Source organism: Hymenobacter translucens (genome assembly GCF_020685205.1).
Taxonomy (GTDB): Bacteria; Bacteroidota; Bacteroidia; order Cytophagales; family Hymenobacteraceae; genus Hymenobacter; species Hymenobacter translucens.
This window is the reverse complement of record NZ_JAJERB010000001.1, coordinates 778,738-799,323: the sequence shown is the minus strand read 5'-3', so window position 1 is coordinate 799,323 and position 20,586 is coordinate 778,738. Positions and strand designations below refer to the sequence as shown.

18 protein-coding genes and 1 tRNA gene are annotated in these 20,586 nt (G+C 53.4%); 9 read left to right on the top strand and 10 right to left on the bottom strand.

Going from position 1 to position 20,586, the window contains the following annotated elements; translation table 11 throughout:
* Positions 1–47: 47 nt before the first annotated feature.
* The gene (locus tag LJY25_RS03425; protein WP_227606821.1) at positions 48–1,115 is read right to left on the bottom strand and encodes a WG repeat-containing protein; all 1,068 of its coding nucleotides are present in this window, start codon (positions 1,113–1,115) and stop codon (positions 48–50) included.
* A 103-nt stretch (positions 1,116–1,218) separates the two neighbouring features.
* On the opposite strand from LJY25_RS03425, the gene LJY25_RS03420 reads away from it, so the two are divergent.
* On the top strand, positions 1,219–1,470 hold the full coding sequence (locus LJY25_RS03420) for a helix-turn-helix domain-containing protein (RefSeq protein WP_227606820.1): 252 nt from the start codon (positions 1,219–1,221) through the stop codon (positions 1,468–1,470).
* Between the two features lie 456 nt (positions 1,471–1,926).
* Positions 1,927–2,241, top strand: a complete 315-nt coding sequence (locus LJY25_RS03415; protein ID WP_227606819.1) for a hypothetical protein — start codon at positions 1,927–1,929, stop codon at positions 2,239–2,241.
* A gap of 363 nt (positions 2,242–2,604) precedes the next feature.
* Here LJY25_RS03415 and LJY25_RS03410 read toward each other — a convergent pair whose 3' ends face one another.
* The 3 genes from LJY25_RS03410 to LJY25_RS03400 all read right to left on the bottom strand — a co-directional run bounded on the left by LJY25_RS03410 (position 2,605) and on the right by LJY25_RS03400 (position 4,005).
* The gene (locus LJY25_RS03410; RefSeq protein WP_227606818.1) at positions 2,605–2,934 is read right to left on the bottom strand and encodes a hypothetical protein; all 330 of its coding nucleotides are present in this window, start codon (positions 2,932–2,934) and stop codon (positions 2,605–2,607) included.
* A gap of 40 nt (positions 2,935–2,974) precedes the next feature.
* Positions 2,975–3,502, bottom strand: coding sequence for a hypothetical protein (locus LJY25_RS03405; RefSeq protein ID WP_227606817.1), 528 nt, complete (start codon positions 3,500–3,502; stop codon positions 2,975–2,977).
* A gap of 152 nt (positions 3,503–3,654) precedes the next feature.
* On the bottom strand, positions 3,655–4,005 hold the full coding sequence (locus LJY25_RS03400; RefSeq protein ID WP_227606816.1) for a helix-turn-helix domain-containing protein: 351 nt from the start codon (positions 4,003–4,005) through the stop codon (positions 3,655–3,657).
* A gap of 584 nt (positions 4,006–4,589) precedes the next feature.
* Here LJY25_RS03400 and LJY25_RS03395 point away from each other — a divergent pair.
* From LJY25_RS03395 to LJY25_RS03380, 4 genes are all read left to right on the top strand, one after another.
* On the top strand, positions 4,590–5,846 hold the full coding sequence (locus LJY25_RS03395; protein WP_227606815.1) for a site-specific integrase: 1,257 nt from the start codon (positions 4,590–4,592) through the stop codon (positions 5,844–5,846).
* A gap of 24 nt (positions 5,847–5,870) precedes the next feature.
* Entirely contained in the window at positions 5,871–6,704 is an 834-nt protein-coding gene (locus LJY25_RS03390) for a hypothetical protein (RefSeq protein ID WP_227606814.1), read from the top strand.
* 80 nt (positions 6,705–6,784) lie between these two features.
* Entirely contained in the window at positions 6,785–7,093 is a 309-nt protein-coding gene (locus LJY25_RS03385; RefSeq protein ID WP_227606813.1) for a helix-turn-helix domain-containing protein, read from the top strand.
* Positions 7,094–7,108: 15 nt separating this feature from the next.
* Positions 7,109–8,350: a hypothetical protein gene (locus LJY25_RS03380; RefSeq protein WP_227606812.1), complete on the top strand. Its 1,242-nt coding sequence runs from the start codon at positions 7,109–7,111 to the stop codon at positions 8,348–8,350.
* 885 nt (positions 8,351–9,235) lie between these two features.
* Here LJY25_RS03380 and LJY25_RS03375 read toward each other — a convergent pair.
* The 3 genes from LJY25_RS03375 to LJY25_RS03365 all read right to left on the bottom strand — a co-directional run bounded on the left by LJY25_RS03375 (position 9,236) and on the right by LJY25_RS03365 (position 14,230).
* Positions 9,236–11,203, bottom strand: coding sequence for a site-specific DNA-methyltransferase (locus tag LJY25_RS03375; protein ID WP_227606811.1), 1,968 nt, complete (start codon positions 11,201–11,203; stop codon positions 9,236–9,238).
* 14 nt (positions 11,204–11,217) lie between these two features.
* The gene (locus tag LJY25_RS03370; protein WP_227606810.1) at positions 11,218–14,010 is read right to left on the bottom strand and encodes a restriction endonuclease; all 2,793 of its coding nucleotides are present in this window, start codon (positions 14,008–14,010) and stop codon (positions 11,218–11,220) included.
* Between the two features lie 148 nt (positions 14,011–14,158).
* Positions 14,159–14,230, bottom strand: a tRNA-Arg gene (locus tag LJY25_RS03365).
* A gap of 224 nt (positions 14,231–14,454) precedes the next feature.
* Between LJY25_RS03365 and LJY25_RS03360 the strand changes: the two genes are divergently transcribed.
* Positions 14,455–14,898 (top strand): organic hydroperoxide resistance protein, encoded by a 444-nt coding sequence (locus tag LJY25_RS03360; protein WP_227606809.1) that lies wholly within the window; start codon positions 14,455–14,457, stop codon positions 14,896–14,898.
* Between the two features lie 69 nt (positions 14,899–14,967).
* On the opposite strand, the gene LJY25_RS03355 is transcribed toward LJY25_RS03360, so the two are convergent.
* From LJY25_RS03355 to LJY25_RS03345, 3 genes are all read right to left on the bottom strand, one after another.
* A complete protein-coding gene (locus tag LJY25_RS03355; RefSeq protein WP_227606808.1) occupies positions 14,968–15,762 on the bottom strand; it encodes a transglutaminase-like domain-containing protein in 795 nt (264 codons plus the stop codon).
* 191 nt (positions 15,763–15,953) lie between these two features.
* Positions 15,954–17,162, bottom strand: a complete 1,209-nt coding sequence (sucC, locus tag LJY25_RS03350) for an ADP-forming succinate--CoA ligase subunit beta (protein WP_227606807.1) — start codon at positions 17,160–17,162, stop codon at positions 15,954–15,956.
* 201 nt (positions 17,163–17,363) lie between these two features.
* Positions 17,364–18,482, bottom strand: a complete 1,119-nt coding sequence (locus LJY25_RS03345) for a glycoside hydrolase family 113 (protein ID WP_227606806.1) — start codon at positions 18,480–18,482, stop codon at positions 17,364–17,366.
* A 210-nt stretch (positions 18,483–18,692) separates the two neighbouring features.
* On the opposite strand from LJY25_RS03345, the gene LJY25_RS03340 reads away from it, so the two are divergent.
* Positions 18,693–19,346, top strand: a complete 654-nt coding sequence (locus LJY25_RS03340; protein ID WP_227606805.1) for an ABC transporter ATP-binding protein — start codon at positions 18,693–18,695, stop codon at positions 19,344–19,346.
* Positions 19,347–19,687: 341 nt separating this feature from the next.
* The gene (locus LJY25_RS03335) at positions 19,688–20,482 is read left to right on the top strand and encodes a hypothetical protein (RefSeq protein ID WP_227606804.1); all 795 of its coding nucleotides are present in this window, start codon (positions 19,688–19,690) and stop codon (positions 20,480–20,482) included.
* Positions 20,483–20,586 lie beyond the last annotated feature (104 nt).

Here is a 20,586-nt window from a genome sequence, read left to right as displayed (position 1 = left end):
ATCGGATTGGGGCAATAGGATACCCCAATCCGATCCTGGCAGGTGGCTTAATATTCCGGGCACTTCACCCCGTCGAATTGGACGCACTTGAAGTGCTCATCCACGTAGAAGAACTGCGTCTCGTTCAGAAAGGCTTTGGCAAGTGACTTCTTATCCGGGCCAAACTCGAAAGTGGTAATCTCCCGAAAGTTGACCGGCAGGAGTTGCTGACCGGCCAGGTTCATCACCCCGTAGGCTTGTCCACGTTTGACGATAACGTAGTCGTTGCCCCAGTTCCCGAACTCGTAACCGGCAGAGGCCGGAATAATGGCTTTACCGGTCTTGTCGATCAGCGCGGAAGTGTAGCGGTAACCTTGCCCGATTTTGTAGGTGTAGTGTTGGCTCTTGATGGTAGACGGGCCCTCGGGGATGGCAGTGCAGGCAATAGCAAAGCCATTGCCAAGGTTCGGGCTCTTGTAACCATGCTTATCGAGCTTCGTGATTTCAATCCCCTGAGCATTGATGAAGCCCCAAAAGTTGCTGTGCTCGGCGCCGTCGCGGCTATCGTTCTTCAACCGAACGCGGGCGATGCCGCCTTGCATAGGCTCAATTAACTCGTACTTGTACGGGGTGAGCAAAGTCCCTTTCTTGTTGATAAGGGCGCATTTGCCGTTCAATATCGCCACGGCTCGCCCTTCGCTGAAGTTGCCAACCTCGCCAAAGGTGAAGGGGATGACAACGGTGCCGGCTTGGTTGATGTAGCCGTACTTGCGGCCGTCAAGACTCGCCCCAGCTAACCCGTCGTAGAAGTCGCCAAGGTCGCGGTATTTCAGGGGCACGATTTCCTTGCCAGTGGAGTCAATCTTGCCGCACTTGCCGCCAATGCAGACGGTGGCGTAACCATTTACAAATTTGTTTCCTCCGTCAAAGCGGGGCTTGATGACGACTTGGCCAGCGGCGTTCTTGTAGCCGATTTTCTCACCGCCCATTGTCTGGAAGGTAGTCGGCTCTAGGTTTTGGGCCAGGGCGCTTGCCGATAAGGTAAATGCGAGAAGAAAAGACAAAGTTATTTTCAGGGTAAAAAGCGACCTAAAATGGCGCATTTGCGCCGGGGCAAGCATTAAGAATTTATTCACGGGGGATCAGGAGAGCAAGAGCTAAAAAAGGCGTTATCACTACAAAAATAAGTATGTGTTTTTTATTGCCAACATATATGATGGCTTTTTTCTGAGCTGTGTCTTGAAGCTTGCCACCGTGAAAAATCCGGCTGGAATTCAAGCCTTCGGGGACCATCTGCGCCGGCTACGCCAAGCGAGAAAGTGGAGCCAAGCGGAACTATCCCTCCAGGCTGATATTGCCGAACTAACCGTCTATCGTATCGAAAAGGCCAAGTTTGCTGTCACACTCGACGTACTCTTATCCTTGGCCCGTGCATTTCAGGTGCCGCTGAAGACACTGGTGGACTTTCCAGAAAAAGAAGACGCAACGTAGATGCATTGCGATATTAACCCTGCCCTTGGCAGTTATTTTCTTCATATCTGTTTAGCTTCCTGCTCTAGCACCCCGCATTAAGCTCCACACTAAGTCCAGATATTGCCAGTGGGGAAGAGCAATAGACAAGTGTTTAGGGTGGTAACAGAGCCGGTATGCAGCGTACGGCGCGTTTTGTAGCCGGCAGTACTTTCGCTACCAGCTCGCCCATTGTCCTGGCAGCACTGAGGTTCGCTACCGGCAGCCTTTCAACCGGTTGGCTGAACCCGTCGAAATTGGGCACCGGCACTGGCTGCCGGAACAAGTTCTGGTTGCGTTGGGCCTTCCCTCGGCAGCGCGTACCGTGTGTGCGCTGGTCGTTGCTCAGCGAGGCCATGCCGGTAGAGCTACGGTGGCTGCTGGCATTCCCGTCCGCTGTAGCTCTACCGGCATGGCCTTAATGTCCCCACTTCCTGCATGAGTAAGTTCGCTGCCGTTACGCCTTACCCCCGTTATGCCCAAGGGCGTAATGAGGACGTTGTATGGCTGGATAAGCCAGTGGTCATTGGTACCAACCCCGACGACGCCAGCCAGGTGTTTGTCGCGTTGGGCATCAGCCGCTCTGTGAAGCCGCGTACCGCGGAAGCTATCATTATCGACTTGGAGAGCGCCGTGGGCAAAAGGACGTTAATGCTGGGTAGGCTTTGGAAGTTCGTGCCCGACTTCGGTTTAACGTTTAATCAGGAGAACCTGAAACAGCTAGCCAGCACCTACGATCTGGTACTGGTTTAATCCGACAACTCATGAGCGTAAATTAAAAATGGGGCCGTCAGCATGCTGACGGCCCCGCTGGGGTCAGGGCACCAAGTGCTCCATCCGGAACAAATGTGGGAATTTTATGAGGCACAATTTCCAAGCTCGCTTCAGACTGCCCGGCCGAGCCACCCTTGAATACCGTTTAAACGTCGCGCTACGAGCTTTTTAATGCTGTGGGCTGGACTACCCCACGCGCACCGCTGTAAAGAGCCACAAGCGCTTAGTTATATCGAGCGGTAGAATTACGAAAACGGGCCGTTGCACGTGCGTGCTAAAGGCCCGTTTTATACGAATCTGCTGTCAGCCTATTCCAGAACTGAAGGTAAATTCATTTAGGCTTTACCGACGGTTCCCTGCTACACGTAGCTCCTTTTGAACCTGATAAGTGTACTCATCTGATACATCGTGGGCATGTGCCGGGCGGCGAGAGGCGAAATGATTAAGGGCAAAAGCAAAGGCTTGGTTGAACTCATCCAGACGGTAATCATTCTCACCCAGCAGCCACGACTTATGCGTTAGATGGAGAGGGAAATTCCACACCTTACGACCATCTTCCATTGTCGTGTCGAAGAGGTCGTAAGGGGAGAGTTCGTACCCATCTTCGCCGATGCTGTCAATACCTTCAGTGGTTACTTGCCAAGTGCCAAAGGTGGCTAAAACGTTGCTCATGGGGATTGTTGATTATGGTCAGGGGATGCTATAAATTTCTCTATTCGGCCATTTCACGGGCTAACTCGCTGGCGGACTTAGGCCGTTGGGGTATCTGTACACCAAAGGCTTCTGCTAATGCTTCGGCCTGAGCTCGCAACTCTTCCGTAACAAAGACAATATAGGGTTCTGCGTTGGCAAGTTGTATTGTAACCTTCAACGTTTGTTGAAAGGAGAACACATCTGTTCTTTGCACCCAATTGAAATACACTACTTGTACACTATCTAGGCGAACAGCAAGGTTCGGAAAAACCAAAGTGGGAGTAGGTCGAACGGCCTGTTCAAGCTGTGTCATTTCTGCATCCCGTTCAGCTTCTGTATCAAAGTAAGGCTCATAAATCGGGCGCCCGCCTGCTACTACTCGAAGCGCTGGGCGGTCAACCTTGGGGCGATTATCATATCCCCATTCTAGCTCGTGGCCAGTACGGTTATCCGGGATGGAAGGATCAATGATTGCTTCAGTGTACCTCTCTATTCGTTCGATAGCAGTGGTACTAATAAGATTACCGTCTGGGAGCTTAATGAGCATAGTAATGGCCTTGGGAGTGAAAGAGCAAGTTACTTAGAAGCCGGGCGATTATGGTATACCCATGGCAACGAAAAAGGCCGATACCCTTGCGGATTAATCGACCCTTCACGCGAGGCTTAACGTGGCTGGCCTCTTAGTAAAGATAGCTGGTTTCACTTAGGAGATTGAGCCATATTGGTAAACTCGGCAATTTCCTTCACGGCCGATTTTCGTTTGCGCTTAGACTTGGTTTCGGGCGCGGGTGGCGGCGGTGCCCCAATTGCAATGAGTTGGTTTTGTATCTGCTGCTCCTGCAGCTGCTGGACTAGCAGGGTAAGCAGACGCAACGCCCATTCTGGTTCGTGCTCAATCAGCCGGCCGTAACGCCGTTCCTCCCACTCGCCCTGCTCTTTCCACTGGCAGATGGTCTTTTCACTGACGCCCAGCTGCTCGGCAATCTGTATTTGCGGCATGCCTTCCCGGTACAAGTGACAAGCGCGGGCACGAAGAATAGCTTTGCTCATTGGGCTTTCGGCTTACGGGTAGAACGGAGGTGGGTAGAGGGGGCAATCTGCAGGCTGGCCGACGAGTTTTCCACCGGCCGGCTCCGATTGGCCGAAATGCCCACGCGCTAGCCGCCGATGAGATGAGCACCTAGAAGGCAGATAGTTGAAGGCTCATCTCCTAATGAACGACCTAAGGGATCATTGTTCGGAGCTGGTGAGGGGGCTGGCTAAGGGACTCTTGACAACGCACTCCATGTGACTAGCGAACCCACTTGCAGTAGGCGCTAAATTCGATTTGACAGCATACTCATGTTATACCCTGATAGTGCATTGAAAACGTGGGTCCCCTCACGGGTCCCCCAGAAAAGCAAAAGGCCCTTCACGATACTGTGAAGGGCCTTTTCAGTGGTCGCGCCAGGACTACCGAACTCCTAACCTATCCCGTCCATACCTATCCTGAAAACGCCTAAAACAGCTAGTTAACGCATTGTATAGGTAGGGTAGGAACGGGTAAGAACAGGATAGACCAGAAGATTTGTCCCGTGAGTTGTCCCGTGAGAAAAAGGATGTACCTTGGAGTATTCACTTTTCCGAGCTAGGAAATGCTTCGTACCAAATACTACCTCACTGACGGCAAGGCCGCTGGTGAAACGGCCTTGTATGCTGCCTGCTACCTGGAAGGGCAGCGCAAGAAAATCTATCTGCCTACGCTCACAGTCCGTCCCGACCAATGGGACGCGAAAGGGCAGAAGTACCGGCGCAACTTCAACGACTTCTCTGATGCGAATGCGCTGCTTAAGGTGCTAACAGCTGCTCTGGAAACTGCACATCTGCAGCTTATAGCAAAAGGTAAGCTTACCACGCCCGATGACTTGCGGGCTGTGGCCGCCCGTGTGACTGCCGGTGCACTGCCTAACCAGCCTTCCGGCTTGCTGGAGGAAATGGATAAATGGATAGAGGCCAGCCGGCGCGATAGGGCAGCAGCTACTATCAAGTGCTACAACACCCTCCGCCAGCACTTAACTGCATACGCGAAGCTCCGCCGGCTCCGGCTCACCTTTGCGAATACTGATGCTGCGTTCTGCGAAGGTTTCAAAACCTATCTGCTCAAGACCGTTGGCCTGGGTAATGCCTCGATAAACAACCAAGTAAAGAACCTAAAGGTGTTTTTGGGTGCCACCTTTGAGCAGGAGCTACACGAATACGCCCACTTCAAACGGTTTCGCAAGCTGGAGGCAATTGAGCCGGAACTGGTTTATCTGACTCGTCAGGAAAAGGAGCGGCTATATCAGCTGGACTTATCCAACCGGCCCTATCTGGAGCAGACGCGGGATATATTCCTGTTTGAGTGCGAAACCGGCTTGCGGTTCTCCGACGTGCATGCACTGCGGCCGGAGCAGATTGTAGGTGGTTATATCGTCCTGACGACAATCAAAACTGCTGACCTTCTAAGGGTGCCTCTTTCTCCTTTGGCTCAAGCTATTCTGAACCGTTACGCGGGTCGGGCCGATGGGCGGGCGCTACCGGTAATTAGCAATCAAAAGACCAACGCCTACCTCAAGGTAGTCGCCCAACTTGCCAGCATCGATACCCCAACCACCACCTCCCAGCACAGGGGTAGCCAACGGGTAGCAACTACCCAGCCTAAGCACAAGCTGATTTGCACCCATACGGCTCGACGCACCTTCGTCACATTGGCGCTGGAGGGCGGGATGCGGCCAGAGGTCGTGATGCGAATAACCGGCCACAAAGACTATAAGACCCTTCACCGTTACCTCAAAATAACGGATGCTGTAGTTCAAGGAGAGTTTGAAAAGTATGTAGAACGTCAGGCCGCGCCATTAATGCGGGTTGGGTAGTGTTACCCCTTAACAGTTCTCAAGATGGGCAAGAATCTGCTAAGCTATAAGTACCAGAAGAAGCTGTTTAAAGCGTATAGTGATATCCGCTTCTATGACGAGACTACTGTGAATGAAGCTTTGTCTTACCCTACTGTGCGATTGGTACAGGCATATCGCGACTACATAGGAGAAGTAAGGCAAAACCTCCTGAATCTATCGGGAAAGGGTAAAAAATACTATTTAAGGACCCTACTTTCTTTCTTTGATGAATACGATTATGCTGTTGATTTGGCAGAGCTAACCAATACTGATGAAGCAGAAGCTGAGCGAATTGGACGTGAGCTTTATAACCAATTTCAAGACCTGCTGGCAGCTTCACCGACTGGTCAATTAACTACTAATCTCCCCGTCGTAGCGATTGATATTATTGTCTGTTATGTAGTGAGGAACAGTTGGAAAGTAAGTCGATACGCAACCCAGAAACTGCTAGATGAACTTACCCCTGAAAAAGAAGAGCAAGTAACAGTACCTTCTACAACTCTGCCGGCTCCCTTGCTTTGGGAAGGTAACATAACCAACCTACTTGAATTGTTTGTTGAATTGGACAGAAAGGGATATATCCGCCTTCCAAGTCCGGATCAACCTTATAGTGCCACATGGGAGGTAACGTGCCGTGCCATTTGTGGTCTCTTCGACCTATCTGCTGCTCGCCGTGTAGATTCTAAGGGTGAGCCCTGGGCTACCTTGGAAACTTACTTCAAAGACAAAACCGAGGATAGGCGTACGCAGGAAACAACCTATAACAAGATAACGGAGGGTAAGGCCAAGTTTGATTCTATAAGGCCCAACGACAAGAAGAGAAAAGGCCCTAAGTGATTGTAGAAGAGTTATTGTAACTCTGGGTAACTTCCATAGGGGGCAAATTTTGGTGCAGTTAAACCCTAACAGCACCTACGATGCTCAACAACCTGCTTGTCCTGGCCGATAGCCCGGAATCCTTTCGCGACTTAATCAGAGCTACACTGATTGAGTTACTACCGCCTGCCCTGTTGCAGCCAGCCGTAGCAGCACCCTCTGATTCGCTGCTCACTATTACGGAGGCGTGCCGGGAGTTCGGTATTTCCAAAACAACCCTAACTGAGTGGAAGAAGAAGGGTATTGTGCCTTTCATTCGTTTAGGGCGACGTGTGTACTTCGAGCGGGCTGCAATTCTGGATGCAGGCCGGACGCATCAGCGGTATCAGCAAACACGCAAAAGAGGGTAGGGGATGATAGACTTTGTGAAGCTGGAGCTGCCCGCCTCCGTTGGACTACGCATCCAAATCAATCCGCTACTTGACTTTCATGCACTGGTCAATAGAAAGACCGGTGAGTGTAAGCCTTGCCAGACGGCTACGTACCGACACCTGACCTTCGAGGCGTGGGACTCGGGTCGGACCTTGGTGTCCGGCAGCTTGCATAAGTTCTGGCACGGAATACATAATGGAAGCGACTTTCCGCAAGTAGCCTTGGCGGAGACCGTGGCCCTGCTGGAAAGGGAGTTCGGGATTGACCCAACCCAGGCGAAGCTGCAATCCTTCGAGTTTGGCGTAAATGTGTCATTAAGCGCACCCGCTATTGACCTGCTACGTCGTGCAGTTTTGTGCAAGACGGAACAGTTTGGGTTGCGTACCTACAGTGGCAACGGTTACTACTTGGAAGCTGAGACCCAGCGCTACAACGTCAAATTGTACGATAAGCAGTTGCACTTGCTTGATAAGGGACACCATACACCTTTGCCTCTATTACGGGCTGAGGTGAAGGTAAAAAAGATGGTTTGGGTAAAGGCTGACGATATAACTATGTTGGCCGACCTACTGAAACCAATGTGCTTGGAAAGGCTAGGCCAGCGCTTGCAGAATATGATGCGGCAAACGCTATTCGCTCCGGTAGATATAAGTGCCGATCTAACTGACAATGAGCGGCAATTACTACTACATGGGGCCAATCCAAACTACTGGCAACACTTGCGGCAACACCATGAAGCGAGTTTTCAGAAGAAGAAGAAGAACTTTCGCGAATTGCTGCAAACCCGCTGCGTAGATACCCTGCACCAGCAGGCAATGCAGGGAGTAGCAGCCAAGTGGCAACAACTCCTAACAGCAACTGCTATCCCAGAATTAACCTGCCTTTTGGACCGAGTAGGACTACCTTTCAATCCAAGAAGTAACCCCTTGGTTACAGAGGTAGAAGTAGGTATGGCACTCGATAGTGGAAGCCGCAGGTGCCAATCATGTGGTCGGGATATAAGCAGCCAATCAGCCAACTCTAAGTTTTGTAGTCAGGCACGTTATGGAGCGGCTGGTAAGCAATGCCGCAACGCTGTGAATAACCGGAAGCATAACGCTGCAAGGTCGGTGAAACGGTTATTTCGACTACCTCAGTTGTTTCAGCCTGAAACAGCTATAAATATGGATAACAGCCTGAAATACTTTGCTTTATGTAAGGTGTTTGGGCGGGTAGTAGAGACGAAAAGTGTATGATGTTTATACACCCTGATCGTAAGGTAGAAACCGCCTTTCTTCTAGTAGGCTGAGGTGCTTACAGAGACAGGGTATGGATTACACAACAAGTAGGGCTACCCCCAGCAAGAAGCCCCCACCCAGGTCTGTCGGAATGACTTTCCTGAATGGGGGCTTGACTGTAGAAGGGGGGGCTTGGTCGTAGATCAGAGCCACATATCACATTTTACTTTTGGCGACGTTTGCGAGTTGGCTTGGAAAACTCTACCTCAGCCCGAAGTTTGATATTATGATCTACTGTCTTATGGAGTTCCTCATACTCAGCTTTGCTCTCGTAAAAACCAGAGTCAAATAAATAAGGGTCAACGTACTCACCTCGACGCTTAGCTAGTTCAACAACATGTGATTGTGAATGCTGGATAAACACCTGTAGACGACTAGCCGCTGCTGTCGGGGCAGTCACGAGTGAGGGCAAGAAGTTGCCAGCGTTCCCCCCTGGACCTTCATTTGGTGACTGAGTAGGTTTGTCTGGCTTCTTCATGGCTCAAACTCAAGCTTTTTTAGCGAGAGCAATATACTGCTGCTTGTTACTACGATACGCTGATTTAACGACACAACGACCAAGGCGGTTCCTACTACCTGCCACTAAATATAGGTGAAACTCATACACACAATTTTGTTGATTTTTCCAGTTTAGAAACACATAACGATCCTTACCCATAGGTATGGCAGCATCGTAGTGACCCAATAGCCGAGAAATATCCTCATGGTGGATGTCGTGTAGAGAGTCACGATTGAACCGGGCACAAATGTGAAGTGCGTTCTGGGTGGTCCAGAAAATCTCGTACTCGCGTCCCTCATACCGGATACATGTGTTGTTAAACATAAGGAGTCGGCTGGGAAGCACTAAGTGGCAAGCAAGTTATCCTTCAGGTGCATTTTGAGGTTCCACTTGGCAGTGGTGTTGAAGGCGCGCTCGGGGGTAATGAACTTCTCGGCTGGTGGCTGGTGGCTGAGCTGCTGCACCGTTGCATCGGTGAGAGCATCATCAAGACAGAGCAGAGCTGTTTTGTTGGTCTCTTGGTCAGTGACGCGCACGATGCGGTTGTGGGTGTACTCGGACAACTGCTCCGATAGGGTGTAATTGAGTGAGAAACCGTTTTTTAGCAGAATTTCAGCGACGCGAGCTGGCTGGTCGTCATCCATAAAAGGTAGTTGCAGAGCGGCTCGCTTGTCGGCCAAATACTTCTTTAGCTCAGCTAGTTGCTCGTCGGCAGACTGACCCGGCTTGGGCTGAAAGGTGGCGGCCGGGAAGCGGCTGGGCTCCAAGCGCCATACCCGGAAGCCGGTTTCCAGCGGTTGTGGGGCTGAACCGTAGCCGGCTACGGCACGGCGACAGCGCTCAATGGTGATATCCGAGATTTTACGGTACCCTTCTTTGTAGGCAGACTTGCTTTCCTTGATACACTCAGGTAGCTGTACAAGTATGAATTGGCGCCCTCCATTCGCTTGCATTACAGCATGGCCGGTTGTGCCTGACCCAGCAAAGAAGTCAAGCACAATATCATCCTCACTTGTGAGGTATTCTACCAATCGACGTATGTCAGAAATGGGCTTCGGGTTCTGAAAAATCTTTTTGCCGTCAAAGATTTTGGCAAATTCCTGCGAGGCAGTTTGCGCGTAGCTAAAGTCTACGCTTCGCATGACTTGCGTTGTCTTGTCGAACAGGTTCGTGCGAATGCTCGGCACAGTAGTTTCATCAGAACCAAAGACAACAACTCCCTCAGAGTATTTCTGCCAAAATCTTTCTGGTGTACCATACACCCAGCCTCTACTAGGCTGCTTACAAGCCTTCTTTGTTTCAGGATGCAGCACTTCGTAAGTGGGGCCGCCACCGCCGGGCCAACTAATGTTGCCATCATCTCTATAGGGCCCCTCCTGATCCACTTTAGTGAAGCGAGCCAATGGCTTGCGTGGATCTTTATCATCTAACTCGGTGAAAAATGCCTTTAGGCCGAGGCGCACTTTCTCCCAATTATCCTTGTGCTCTTTACGAAGCGCTTCAAACAATCCACGTACTTCGTCAACCCCCTCTTTGTCAACTCTTAATACAGTGCCACTCTCCTTCAAATAGCCTTTGTCCTTGGCATACACAATCATGTATTCGTGACCAACTGAAAAGAATTTAGCATCATTTTTTCGGTTCCGGTCCCATACCAGAGAGGCAACAAAGTTTTCCTCCCCGAATACATCGTCAAGCAGGCGTTTGAGATTAGCCATTTCAGCATCATCAATACTGACTACCAAGTAACCATCAATACGCAGCAACTGCCGGGCTAGCAGTAAGCGGCTGTACATCATTGAGAGCCAATCAGAGTGGTAACGGCCGTTGGTATCGGGATTGGTATCAGTGCGTATTCCGTTTTGGATGCCGCCGGTTTGCTCCCAATAGGGCACCTTGCCTTCGGTGTAATTATCGGGGTACACGAAGTCCTTGCCGGTGTTGTAAGGCGGGTCAATGTAGATGCACTTTACCCGTTCGCGGTAGCCGGCCAGCAGCAGCTTCAACACTTGCAGGTTGTCGCCCTCAATGATGGCGTGACGGCCTTTTTCAGGCTGGAAAGAACGGTCCTCGTCAGGTACTAGTGTGGCGGTGGTAGGCGAAAATGCGTTTTGTCGTGCAGTAGTTTTGCCGCTCCACGTAAAGGCGTAGCGTTCGGCGGCCGGGGTAGTAAGGCTAAGGGCGGCCTGCAAGGCGGTGGGGTTAGGATGGCCCTCATTAGTAAAGAGGTCGGGCCAGAGGCGGCGCAGGTCGGCCAAGCGTTCTGCGTTCAGGTCAGGAGTAGTAGGTAGGTAATCGTTCAGGGTTTCCATTGGGACGGGTGGAGCTAGACGGTAGCTGTCGGATAGTCGGCTTCGACGGGGTGCTGGATGCGGTGTTCAAAGGTGCCAAAGTCCTTGATAGGTGCGGCGTAGCGGATTTGTGCATCTAAGCCAAGGGCCGCGAAATGCTTGGTGGCGCATTCCATCTTAAACTTTTCGTCCTCGCTGAGCTGCTTGGTATCGGTAAGTGCGTTGGTGCTCTTGGTTTCTACCACGAAGTAGTAAGTATCTTCCACTTCGCCGCTTAACTTCTTACGTTTATACACCACGCCCCAATCCGGCTCGTAGTAACGGCCTCCAGGAATGGGTATGCGGTATTTATCAGGGAATTTCAGGAAGCACACCACCTTGGGGTTACGGTCAGCGTCGCTAGCAAAGTCGGCTTCGGGGTTGCTATCAGGCTGCACATGATCATACAAGCCGTGCTGCGGGGTGGCGGTTAGGTTCTCGGCAAAGGTTTCCCAATGGGGGGGGAACATGGTAGCCTCGTCGTAGTAAGCGTTGGGCAACACTCGGTATTCTAGGCCGCGCAGCATATTTTCTGTAGCTACCCGGCGCAGGTGTGGCAAAGCCAACTGCACCCAGCGTACGGGGTTTGTAGCCAACTCACGCAAGGCAGCAGCTGGAAGTTGCTGCATGATTTCCAACACAGTGATATAAGCTAGACCACTACCTTCGCTCAATTCCTCCACGGCATCAATAGGCGCTAACTGAGCGCTCAGGGCCGTAGCTTCGCCTTCGCCTTGGTAGGCTACTTTGATGTTGGCCCCGTCAGCAGTGCTACCCAGGCTTTGGATGCGTACCAGCGTTACATCGGCAACGTAGGGCGGCACACGCAGCGGCGCTAGTGCAGCAGCGCCTTCCCGGATAAGCTCGGCCTCGCTGAAATGCACTGTGTAATCAGTGCGGCGGGCCAGCCTTCGCCAGAACTCTTTGAACTCGGCACTGGCAAACAGCTTCTCATTGCGGCGTACGGTTTTCTTGGGCGGCTTTGTGCCCTTGTGCTGGTGGCGCATAGGTGCGCCAGGAAGCACTTGCCCATCGGTTTCAAGCAGGTCGTCTTGATACTGGCTGACGAAGGTTTGGTAGGTTTCATTGGGGACGACGGTCAGCAAATTGATTTCTTCGCCCTCCGGGGTGTCGGCAGCGTCGCGCTGCCGAATGCCCGCTTGGTTCACACATAAACGCAGCCCGCGCCCGATTTCCTGCCGTTTCCGAATATCAGAATAGGCATTATTGAGCGTGGCAATGGTGAAGATATTGGGGTTATCCCAGCCTACCCCTAGTGCTGAGTGCGTAAATATTATTTCAACCGGATTATCCAGCGCCAGCAGCTTGGCCTTCTCTTTTAGGATAAGCCGGTACATGTCGCCGTTACCAGCCATTGCCTTGGCCGAATCGGTGTAATCCTCTGGAGCAGGGTTTTTCTTGCCAGCACTTGACGAGAAGTAGTAGCCTTGCACGTCCGTTACCTGCTCAGGCGTAGGGACGGTTCCGCCATTGTGCTCGGCATAGGCAAGCCGGTATTCTTCCTCAAACAAATTCTTGATTAGTGGCTCCTCGCCTACATAGTTGGCTACGGTGTCGATAAATACCAATGCTAGGCACTTAATGCCCAGTGGGTGCAGCTTGGCGCGTTTTTCAAAGTGGCGTAGCAGAAGGTACTTTAGCTGCAAGCGAAACAGACCAGCTCTGTCTCCGGGCATCTGTCCTTGGGTTAGCTCTACACCATTAGTGAAGGCTATTTTATAGGGAGCATTACCAAACCCAGCTTTCCAGATACGCTCAATTTCATAGCCGGCGTAGCTTGGGTTGTTAGCCTTCTCGCTCAACTTGTCACCCTTCCTCAGCCAAGGACTTTCTTTCCACTTAATGCCGGTGGCTTCCTGTTTCCAGAACATCAGCTTGGCTTTAGGTACTGCTAGCTGAGTAGCATTAACCTCGGTGAGAGCTAGTTTTAGCGTTGCCTCGTCGCCCTTCTCGGCTACGGTTAGCACTTCTATTTTCTTCACCAAACCCTCACGGTACGAATCGTAGGGCGTGAGGCGGTACAGCCGGTTGCGCAACACCTTATGCGTCGCGGAATAGCGGAGCGTAGCCAGCGCGTTCAGCGGTTGCAGGCGTTCAACGGCATTGTCGGTATCCATGCCTTCCTGCGGCTCATCCATCACAATGATGGGGTGCGTCCGGCCCAAGGCTTGCAGATAGGTTAGCCCGTCAATGCTGTTGTCACGCCCGCTCTGGTTCAGAATAGCCGTGTCGCTGGTAAAGGATTGGATAGTGGTTACCATAACCTGCGGCGCGGGGTTTCTCACAAAGTCACGCACTTTGTCCAGCTTCTTAGAATCGTAGGCAAACATCCCCAGCCGAAACCCATAGCGGGTAGCTAGTTGCTCGCCAAAGTTCTCCATCGTGCCCACTATTCCGGCCCTGATAGCAACGGATGGCACCACGATGATAAATTTGGAAAACCCGTAGTTCTCGTACAGTTCATACAGGGTTTGCAAGTACACCAACGTTTTGCCGGTGCCGGTTTCCATCTCAATACAGAAGTCGCGGCGGGTTTTTAGCGTTTCGGCCGTGTCAAGGTGGCCGGCTTTCGTCGGGTCGAGGCCGTTAGCCAGCATTATGCGCTTGGCGTTGTCGTGCAGCTCTTCAGAAGTTAAGTCGCACCGGTTGATTTGAGCTGTGTGTAGAAAGGAACTGGCGAAGCTGTTTCGAGGCTGACCTTCAAAGAGGCCCAGCACGGCATCAATGGCTTGCTGTTGGTATGGGAGGGTTTCAAGCTGAAGAATCATAGCAACCAATATAAGGGAGTCACCTGCTGAAACAGGCATAATCAGGAGCAAAAAGGGCATTAAGTAAGTAATGTCCCGTAAGGTGTCCCGTATAAAAAAAACAACCCAATCAACATGCTGATTATCAGCGTATTGATTGGGTTGTTAGTGGTCGCGCCAGGAATCGAACCTGGATCAAGAGCTTCGGAGACTCTTATACTATCCGTTGTACGACGCGACCAGAAGTCTGTATCAGGGGCAAAAGTAGAGAGAAAACTACGGCCTACCAAACCCAGGAAGTGGTTTTAACCGGTCTGAAGCGGCTGTTTAAGCTGGGGTTGCGTTTTCTGGCTACAGCAACGTGCGCACTGCCAGTCAGATGCCTCGGCAGACATAACCAAAAAGCGTAGTAGTGAGTTAAACCTACCAAACCAGTTTATCTGCCAACCCAACCAAAATACCTCGATGAAAAAGACATTGTACACGGCCGATGCCACGGCCACCGGTGGCCGCAGCGGCCACGTTCGCTCAGCTGATGCGGTGATTGATATGGATATGTCGGTGCCGGAAGGACTGGGCGGAAAGAAGGGCGCTACTAATCCGGAGCAGCTGTTTGCTGCCGGTTATGCGTCCTGCTTTCAGCAGGCCCTGATTGTAGTAGCCGGTCGGCAGAAGGAGCGCCTTGACCCGGCCAGCACCGTGCAGTGCTCCGTGACGCTTTTTCAGGACGGAGAGGCCTACGGCCTGAGCGCCGTGCTCAACGTTGACCTGAAAGGAGTGGACCAGCAGAAAGCCCTTGCCATGGTAAACGAAGCCCACCAGATCTGTCCGTACTCTGTCGGGACGCGCGGCAATATGGAAGTAGAGCTGAAAGTAGCCGGGCAGGATGCTCCCGTCGACGCCAAGTAAGAGTGCTATGAACAGAAAAAAAGCCCGCTTCCTGATTCAGGAGGCGGGCTTTTTCATGTTTTCAACCTTTTAGCGCTGGGAGGTGGGATCCAGGCTCAGCAGCACCACATCCGGGGCACTGTAGAAGGTAGAAACAGAGTTGGTATAGCGCATCCGGGTGATTTTGGCGGTCCGCTGAAATATCCGCGGTTTGGGAGCTCCCTCCGGAACCAGCATCAGGGAGCTGGGGGCCGCATTAACTCCGAAGCGTTGGTCGAGGCGGGTATCAAAGTAGTAGAGGTAGGGCTTCAGCCACTTGAAGTAGTAGTTGCCTTTGGCACCGGTAGAGGTTGCGAACTGCAGGTCAGGCTCGTTGGTGGCCAGTACCTTCTGCAGCTCAACGGCGCTGAGCGGAGTGTTGCGGAGGGTGGGAATAATGTCCCACTGAGCATCTACCAGCACCCATTTCTGCTGGTCACGGAGCCAGGCTTCCGTGACCACGTGCGAAGCCCCCGAGCGTCGGGTTTCCACATCAGCCGTTTTCAGGTACACCGTGCGGGCCGGAATGCCGATGGACGACAGGGCTCCGGTCAGGACCGTGCTGTACTCGATGCACTGAAACTGCTTGCCGAGGGCGGCCTCCTTCAGGATGGAGATGGGGTCCAGGTTACGCGCCTGGCTGTGCCCGTCGTGCTCCCAGCGGTTGTGAACCCATACGCACAGGGCACGGACCTTGTCGTAGTCGGTTTGGCGGCCGGCCACCACGTCTTCCAGGCCATAGAGGTCACGAAGCCTGGTCAGGTACTCATCATCGGCGGTACCGTACTGAAAAGCAGGAATTGCGGGATCAAGCTGGGTTGTGAAGGGTAAAACTTCACCGCCCACAGTAGAACTTTGTGCGTTAGCCAGCTGTCCTCCTCCAATGCCCAAACACAAAATAAATGCTGTCAACGTCTTTACCATAAGCAAGTTTGATTTGGCAAGTATGAACGTAACGGAGGGCTAAAGGTTGAAGCGGGGACATGAAAAAGCCCGCCGGAGTTCCAGGCGGGCTTTTTTAGAGGAGCTGCCTGGCGTTATGCCTGGCTGGCTTGGCCAGCCAGTACTTCTTTTACTTTTTGAGCGGCATCTTTCAGGAGTACGGCAGAGAATACTTTCAGACCCGACTCATCGATGATGCGGGCGCCTTCCTCGGCGTTGGTACCCTGCAGGCGCACGATAATCGGCACCCGGATGTCGCCAATGTTTTTGTAGGCTTCCACTACGCCGTTGGCTACCCGGTCACACCGCACGATGCCACCGAAGATGTTGATCAGGATAGCTTTGACGTTCGGATCCTTCAGGATAATGCGGAAGCCGGCTTCCACGGTCTGGGCATTGGCCCCACCCCCTACGTCGAGGAAGTTAGCCGGTTCCCCGCCCGAGAGCTTGATGATGTCCATCGTAGCCATGGCCAGGCCGGCCCCGTTCACCATGCAGCCGACGTTGCCGTCGAGCTTTACATAGTTAAGGTTGGACTCCGAGGCTTCTACTTCCAGCGGGTCTTCTTCGTTCGTGTCGCGCAGGCCAGCAAAGTCCTTATGGCGGTAAAGGGCATTGTCATCAAGCGTAACCTTGGCATCAACGGCCAGAATCTTGTTGTCCGACGTCTTCAACACGGGGTTGATTTCGAACATGGCCGAGTCCGTTTCGTCGTAGGCCTTGTAGAGCGCCGTCACGAATTTCACCATCTCCTTGAAGGCGTCGCCCGAAAGGCCGAGGTTGAAGGCAATCTTGCGAGCCTGGAATCCCTGCAGACCAACGCGGGGGTCGACGTGCTCGTGGTGAATCTTCTCGGGATGCTGCTCGGCCACCTCCTCGATGTCCATGCCGCCCTCGGTGGTGTAGATGATGACGTTTTTGCCGGTCTGCCGGTCCAGCAGCACGCTCATGTAGTACTCCTTTGGCTCCGCGGCGCCAGGATAATACACATCCTGGGCAATCAGCACTTTATGAACCTTGCGGCCTTCGGCGCCGGTCTGCTTGGTGACGAGCTGCATCCCGATGATCTGGGAAGCAATGTCCTTCACCTGCTCCAGGTTTTTGGCCAGCTTTACCCCGCCCCCTTTACCGCGGCCGCCAGCATGGATCTGGGCCTTGATAACGTGCCAGCTGGTGCCGGTTTGCTCGGTAAGCTTTTGTGCAGCCGCCACGGCTTCTTCGGGCGTGTTGGCGACAATGCCTTCCTGCACGCGTACACCGTAGCTTTTGAGGATTTCTTTACCCTGATACTCGTGAATGTTCATGGTCCGTTAAGAAGATGTTACGGGGTGGGTTATGGGTCACGAAAGTATGGAAAAAAGCGGCGCGGCCCATTTGAACATTCGTTTTATCCGGATTGCACAGTGCAAAGGTACCAGCTGAATTTACTAAAGCAATATTATTTCTTGTTTTAATGCCACATAATCATGTGATAGCAGCGCATGTATAGCGCTTCAGCCTAAGAATCAGCGTTTGTACCACCGCCCCATAATCTGCTCGGCTTCCTTGTGCTGAGGGGTAAAGTCGAGGTGGCGCCGGGCGGGGCCGTCGGGCTGCAGGCCCGGGTACCACTTCCAGATAAAAACGCCCTTAAACCACTTCTGTGGCCAGAACGTGGCAAACAACGCTTCATAGCACCGGGCCTGGGTTGCCTCGTCCGTTTCGGTGAACACAGCCTGCCGGTCGGGCCAGAGCCAGGGCTCGATGGCGGCATCCGGGGTGGTTTTGTAGCCGGCTTCGGTAAAGATGACCGGCTTGCCATAACGCCGCTGCACCGCCCGGATGCGCCGGAGCGGCTCCTGCCAGCTGGCCAGCAGTTCTTTGGTTTGCGGCCGGGGTCCCTTACTGAGCGGGAAATAGGCCTGCACGCCGATAAAGTCGAGGGCATCCCAGAACTTCACCTGCTCGAACTCCCCGCTCCAGTTGGCCGCGTAGGTAAGCGGACCGTGGTATTCCAGCCGGACCTGCCGGATCAGCTCCCGCCACTCCGCCTCGTGTTCGGTGGCAGGATGCAGCAGCTCAGTTCCAATGCAGAAAGCATCCATGTGGCTGGCTTCGGCCAGGCGGGCGTAGTTCAGAATAAAAGCGGAGTAGCTGGCAAACCACAGTTTCCAGTCCTCGGCCGATTTCATCTGCACGTCGCCGGGCCAGCGCCCGTCCCCGCTCACCCACAGGTGGGGCTTGAGCATGGTCCGGATTCCGTGCCGCCGGGCCAGCGCGGCGGTGTGCCGGAGGCCGGCATCGGTTTCGCCCCACAGGCCCCGCCGCCTCCGGACCGGACCGCTGCGAAAGGAAATAGCCGGGGACGAGGCTCCGCGCTGCCAGCCAAAAGGCATCTGGGCAATCCAGGTCACGTGGCTTCGCAGCAAAGGTCGTAGCTCGGCTTCGGTAACCGAGTCGCCGCCTACCCAGCTCACCCCCCGCAGCCGCCGGTCATCTCGCAGCGCCCCAACCGGTGCGGCCCGGGAGTGAGAGGGCAGGACCGGGGGCGGAAACCGGGGCCACCACCAGAGAGCCGCCAGCAGGGCTACCGGCAGCATGGGCAGCAGCCAGCGGTAGAGCCTAGGAGAAGACAGAACGAGCATATAGGCAGATAAAAACCAGAGCGGGCGGAATCCGGTACTAGTTAGAAATTCCCGGGTAGGCTTCAGCCGCCGACCCGAAAGGAAGCTCGGCGCTGCTTCCGGAATTCGCGTTACTTTCGTATCGGAGACCGTAGACCGACAACGTTTGACATTGCGTAGCTTTGCTATTCCGGTTTCCGCTTTTAATTCCGCTTTCAACCCCGCTTTCCTTTGCTGCAGGCCATCAACGTTCGCAAGAGTTATAATACGCTCGAAGTGCTGAAGGGCATCGACCTGACGATAGAAAAGTCGGAAATCGTGTCCATCGTCGGCTCATCGGGGGCTGGCAAAAGCACCTTGCTGCACATTCTGGGTACGCTCGACAATCCGGATTCGGGCGAGGTGCTGTTTGATGGTACCTCCGTGAGTTCTTTGGGCCGGTCGGCGCTGGCCAAGTTTCGTAACCGCCACATCGGGTTCATCTTCCAGTTTCACAACCTGCTGCCCGAGTTTACGGCCCTCGAAAACGTGTGTCTGCCGGCTTACCTGGCCGGCCGCTCGGAAAAGGAAACCCGCGTCCGGGCCCGTGAGTTGCTGGGCATGCTCAACCTGGAGCGCCGCGCCGACCACAAGCCTTCGGAAATGTCGGGTGGGGAGCAGCAGCGCACGGCCGTTGCCCGGGCCCTGATCAACTCCCCGGAAATCATCTTTGCCGACGAGCCTTCCGGCAACCTCGACTCGAAGAACGCCCAGGAACTGCACCAGATCTTCTTTCTGCTGCGCAAAGAACTGGGTCAGACCTTTGTCATCGTAACGCACAACGACCAGCTGGCTGAAATGGCCGACCGGAAAATCGTAATGCGCGACGGGCACATTTCAGAGTAAATCCTCTTACCCGGCGCCCAGCCGGAAAGTACAGCAAAGAGCACCCGGACCGTTTCCGGGTGCTCTTTTTGCTTTGCCGGTATTCTCCCAACGATCAAGCCCGCACCGCGCCCGCTGCGCATGCCTGAAAGTACCCGGCAACCAAGCAGTTTGGACGACGTTTCAGGTAAAAAGTCAGTCAACAAAGACTAAAAATATTGGTCGACTAATAAAATTAGGAAAATGCTGTGTAACTTGCTGTAGGTCAGAGGGAAAATTTTCAGAAAAAAGCCCCCTGTTTTGCACCTTTCCAGAGGGCATTTGGTTAGGTATAAGAACAACAAAACGTATTGCAGGACATCATGAAAGACGCCATCAACGAAGTAACCAAGAATACCAAGGATCAGGTTCGTAAGAACAAGGTCGAGAGCTACGATATCGCGCGCTCCGATGAGACGCTGGACTTGGCCAAAGACCTGGCGAAGTTCATTAAAGAAAACAAGCTCACGACTTCGGTTCAGGGCAAAGAGTTTGTGAACGTGGAAGGCTGGCAGTACGCCGGCTCCCGCCTGGGCATTGTGCCCATCGTGGACCACGTCATCAACATGAGCACTGACCAGGAGCTGAAATATCAGGCCAAAGTTACGCTGTTCGACCTTCGGTCGCAGCAGACGGTAGGCGCGGGCTTCGCTATCTGCTCGAATAAAGAGCAGGGCAAGAAGTTCTACCAGGAGTTTGCCATTGCCAGCATGGCCCAGACCCGGGCTATCGGTAAAGCCTACCGCAACATCCTGGCCTGGATTATCCGCGCGGCGGGCTACGAGCCCACGCCGGCTGAAGAAATGGAGTACGGTGGCAATATGGCCGATGCGAAGGCTGCGCCGTCTGCTTCAGTAGTGGAAGCAGCAGCTCCGGCTCCGATGAAAGCGGTTCCCGCTGAGCCGATTGCTGCCGAAGCGCCTTCAGTAGCCTACGCCACGGCGGCGCAGAAGGAGGAAATCATCCGTCTGCTCAACCACCCGGTGATTACCCGTCAGGAGAAAACGAAAATGCTCCTGAACATCAACCGCCTCGATGAAGAGCGTGCCAACCAGGCCGTCGCCAAGCTCCGCAAGGCCATCGAAGACCGGGAGAACGGGGAGTCGGCTGCTGCCTAAGCCAGCCCAAGCGTACAAGTGAAAGCCCGAGTCCAGTTGGACCCGGGCTTTTTTGTTTGCTGTCGGGAAACAGCCGCGCCGGAAGGTTTCATTTGCAGTGTACG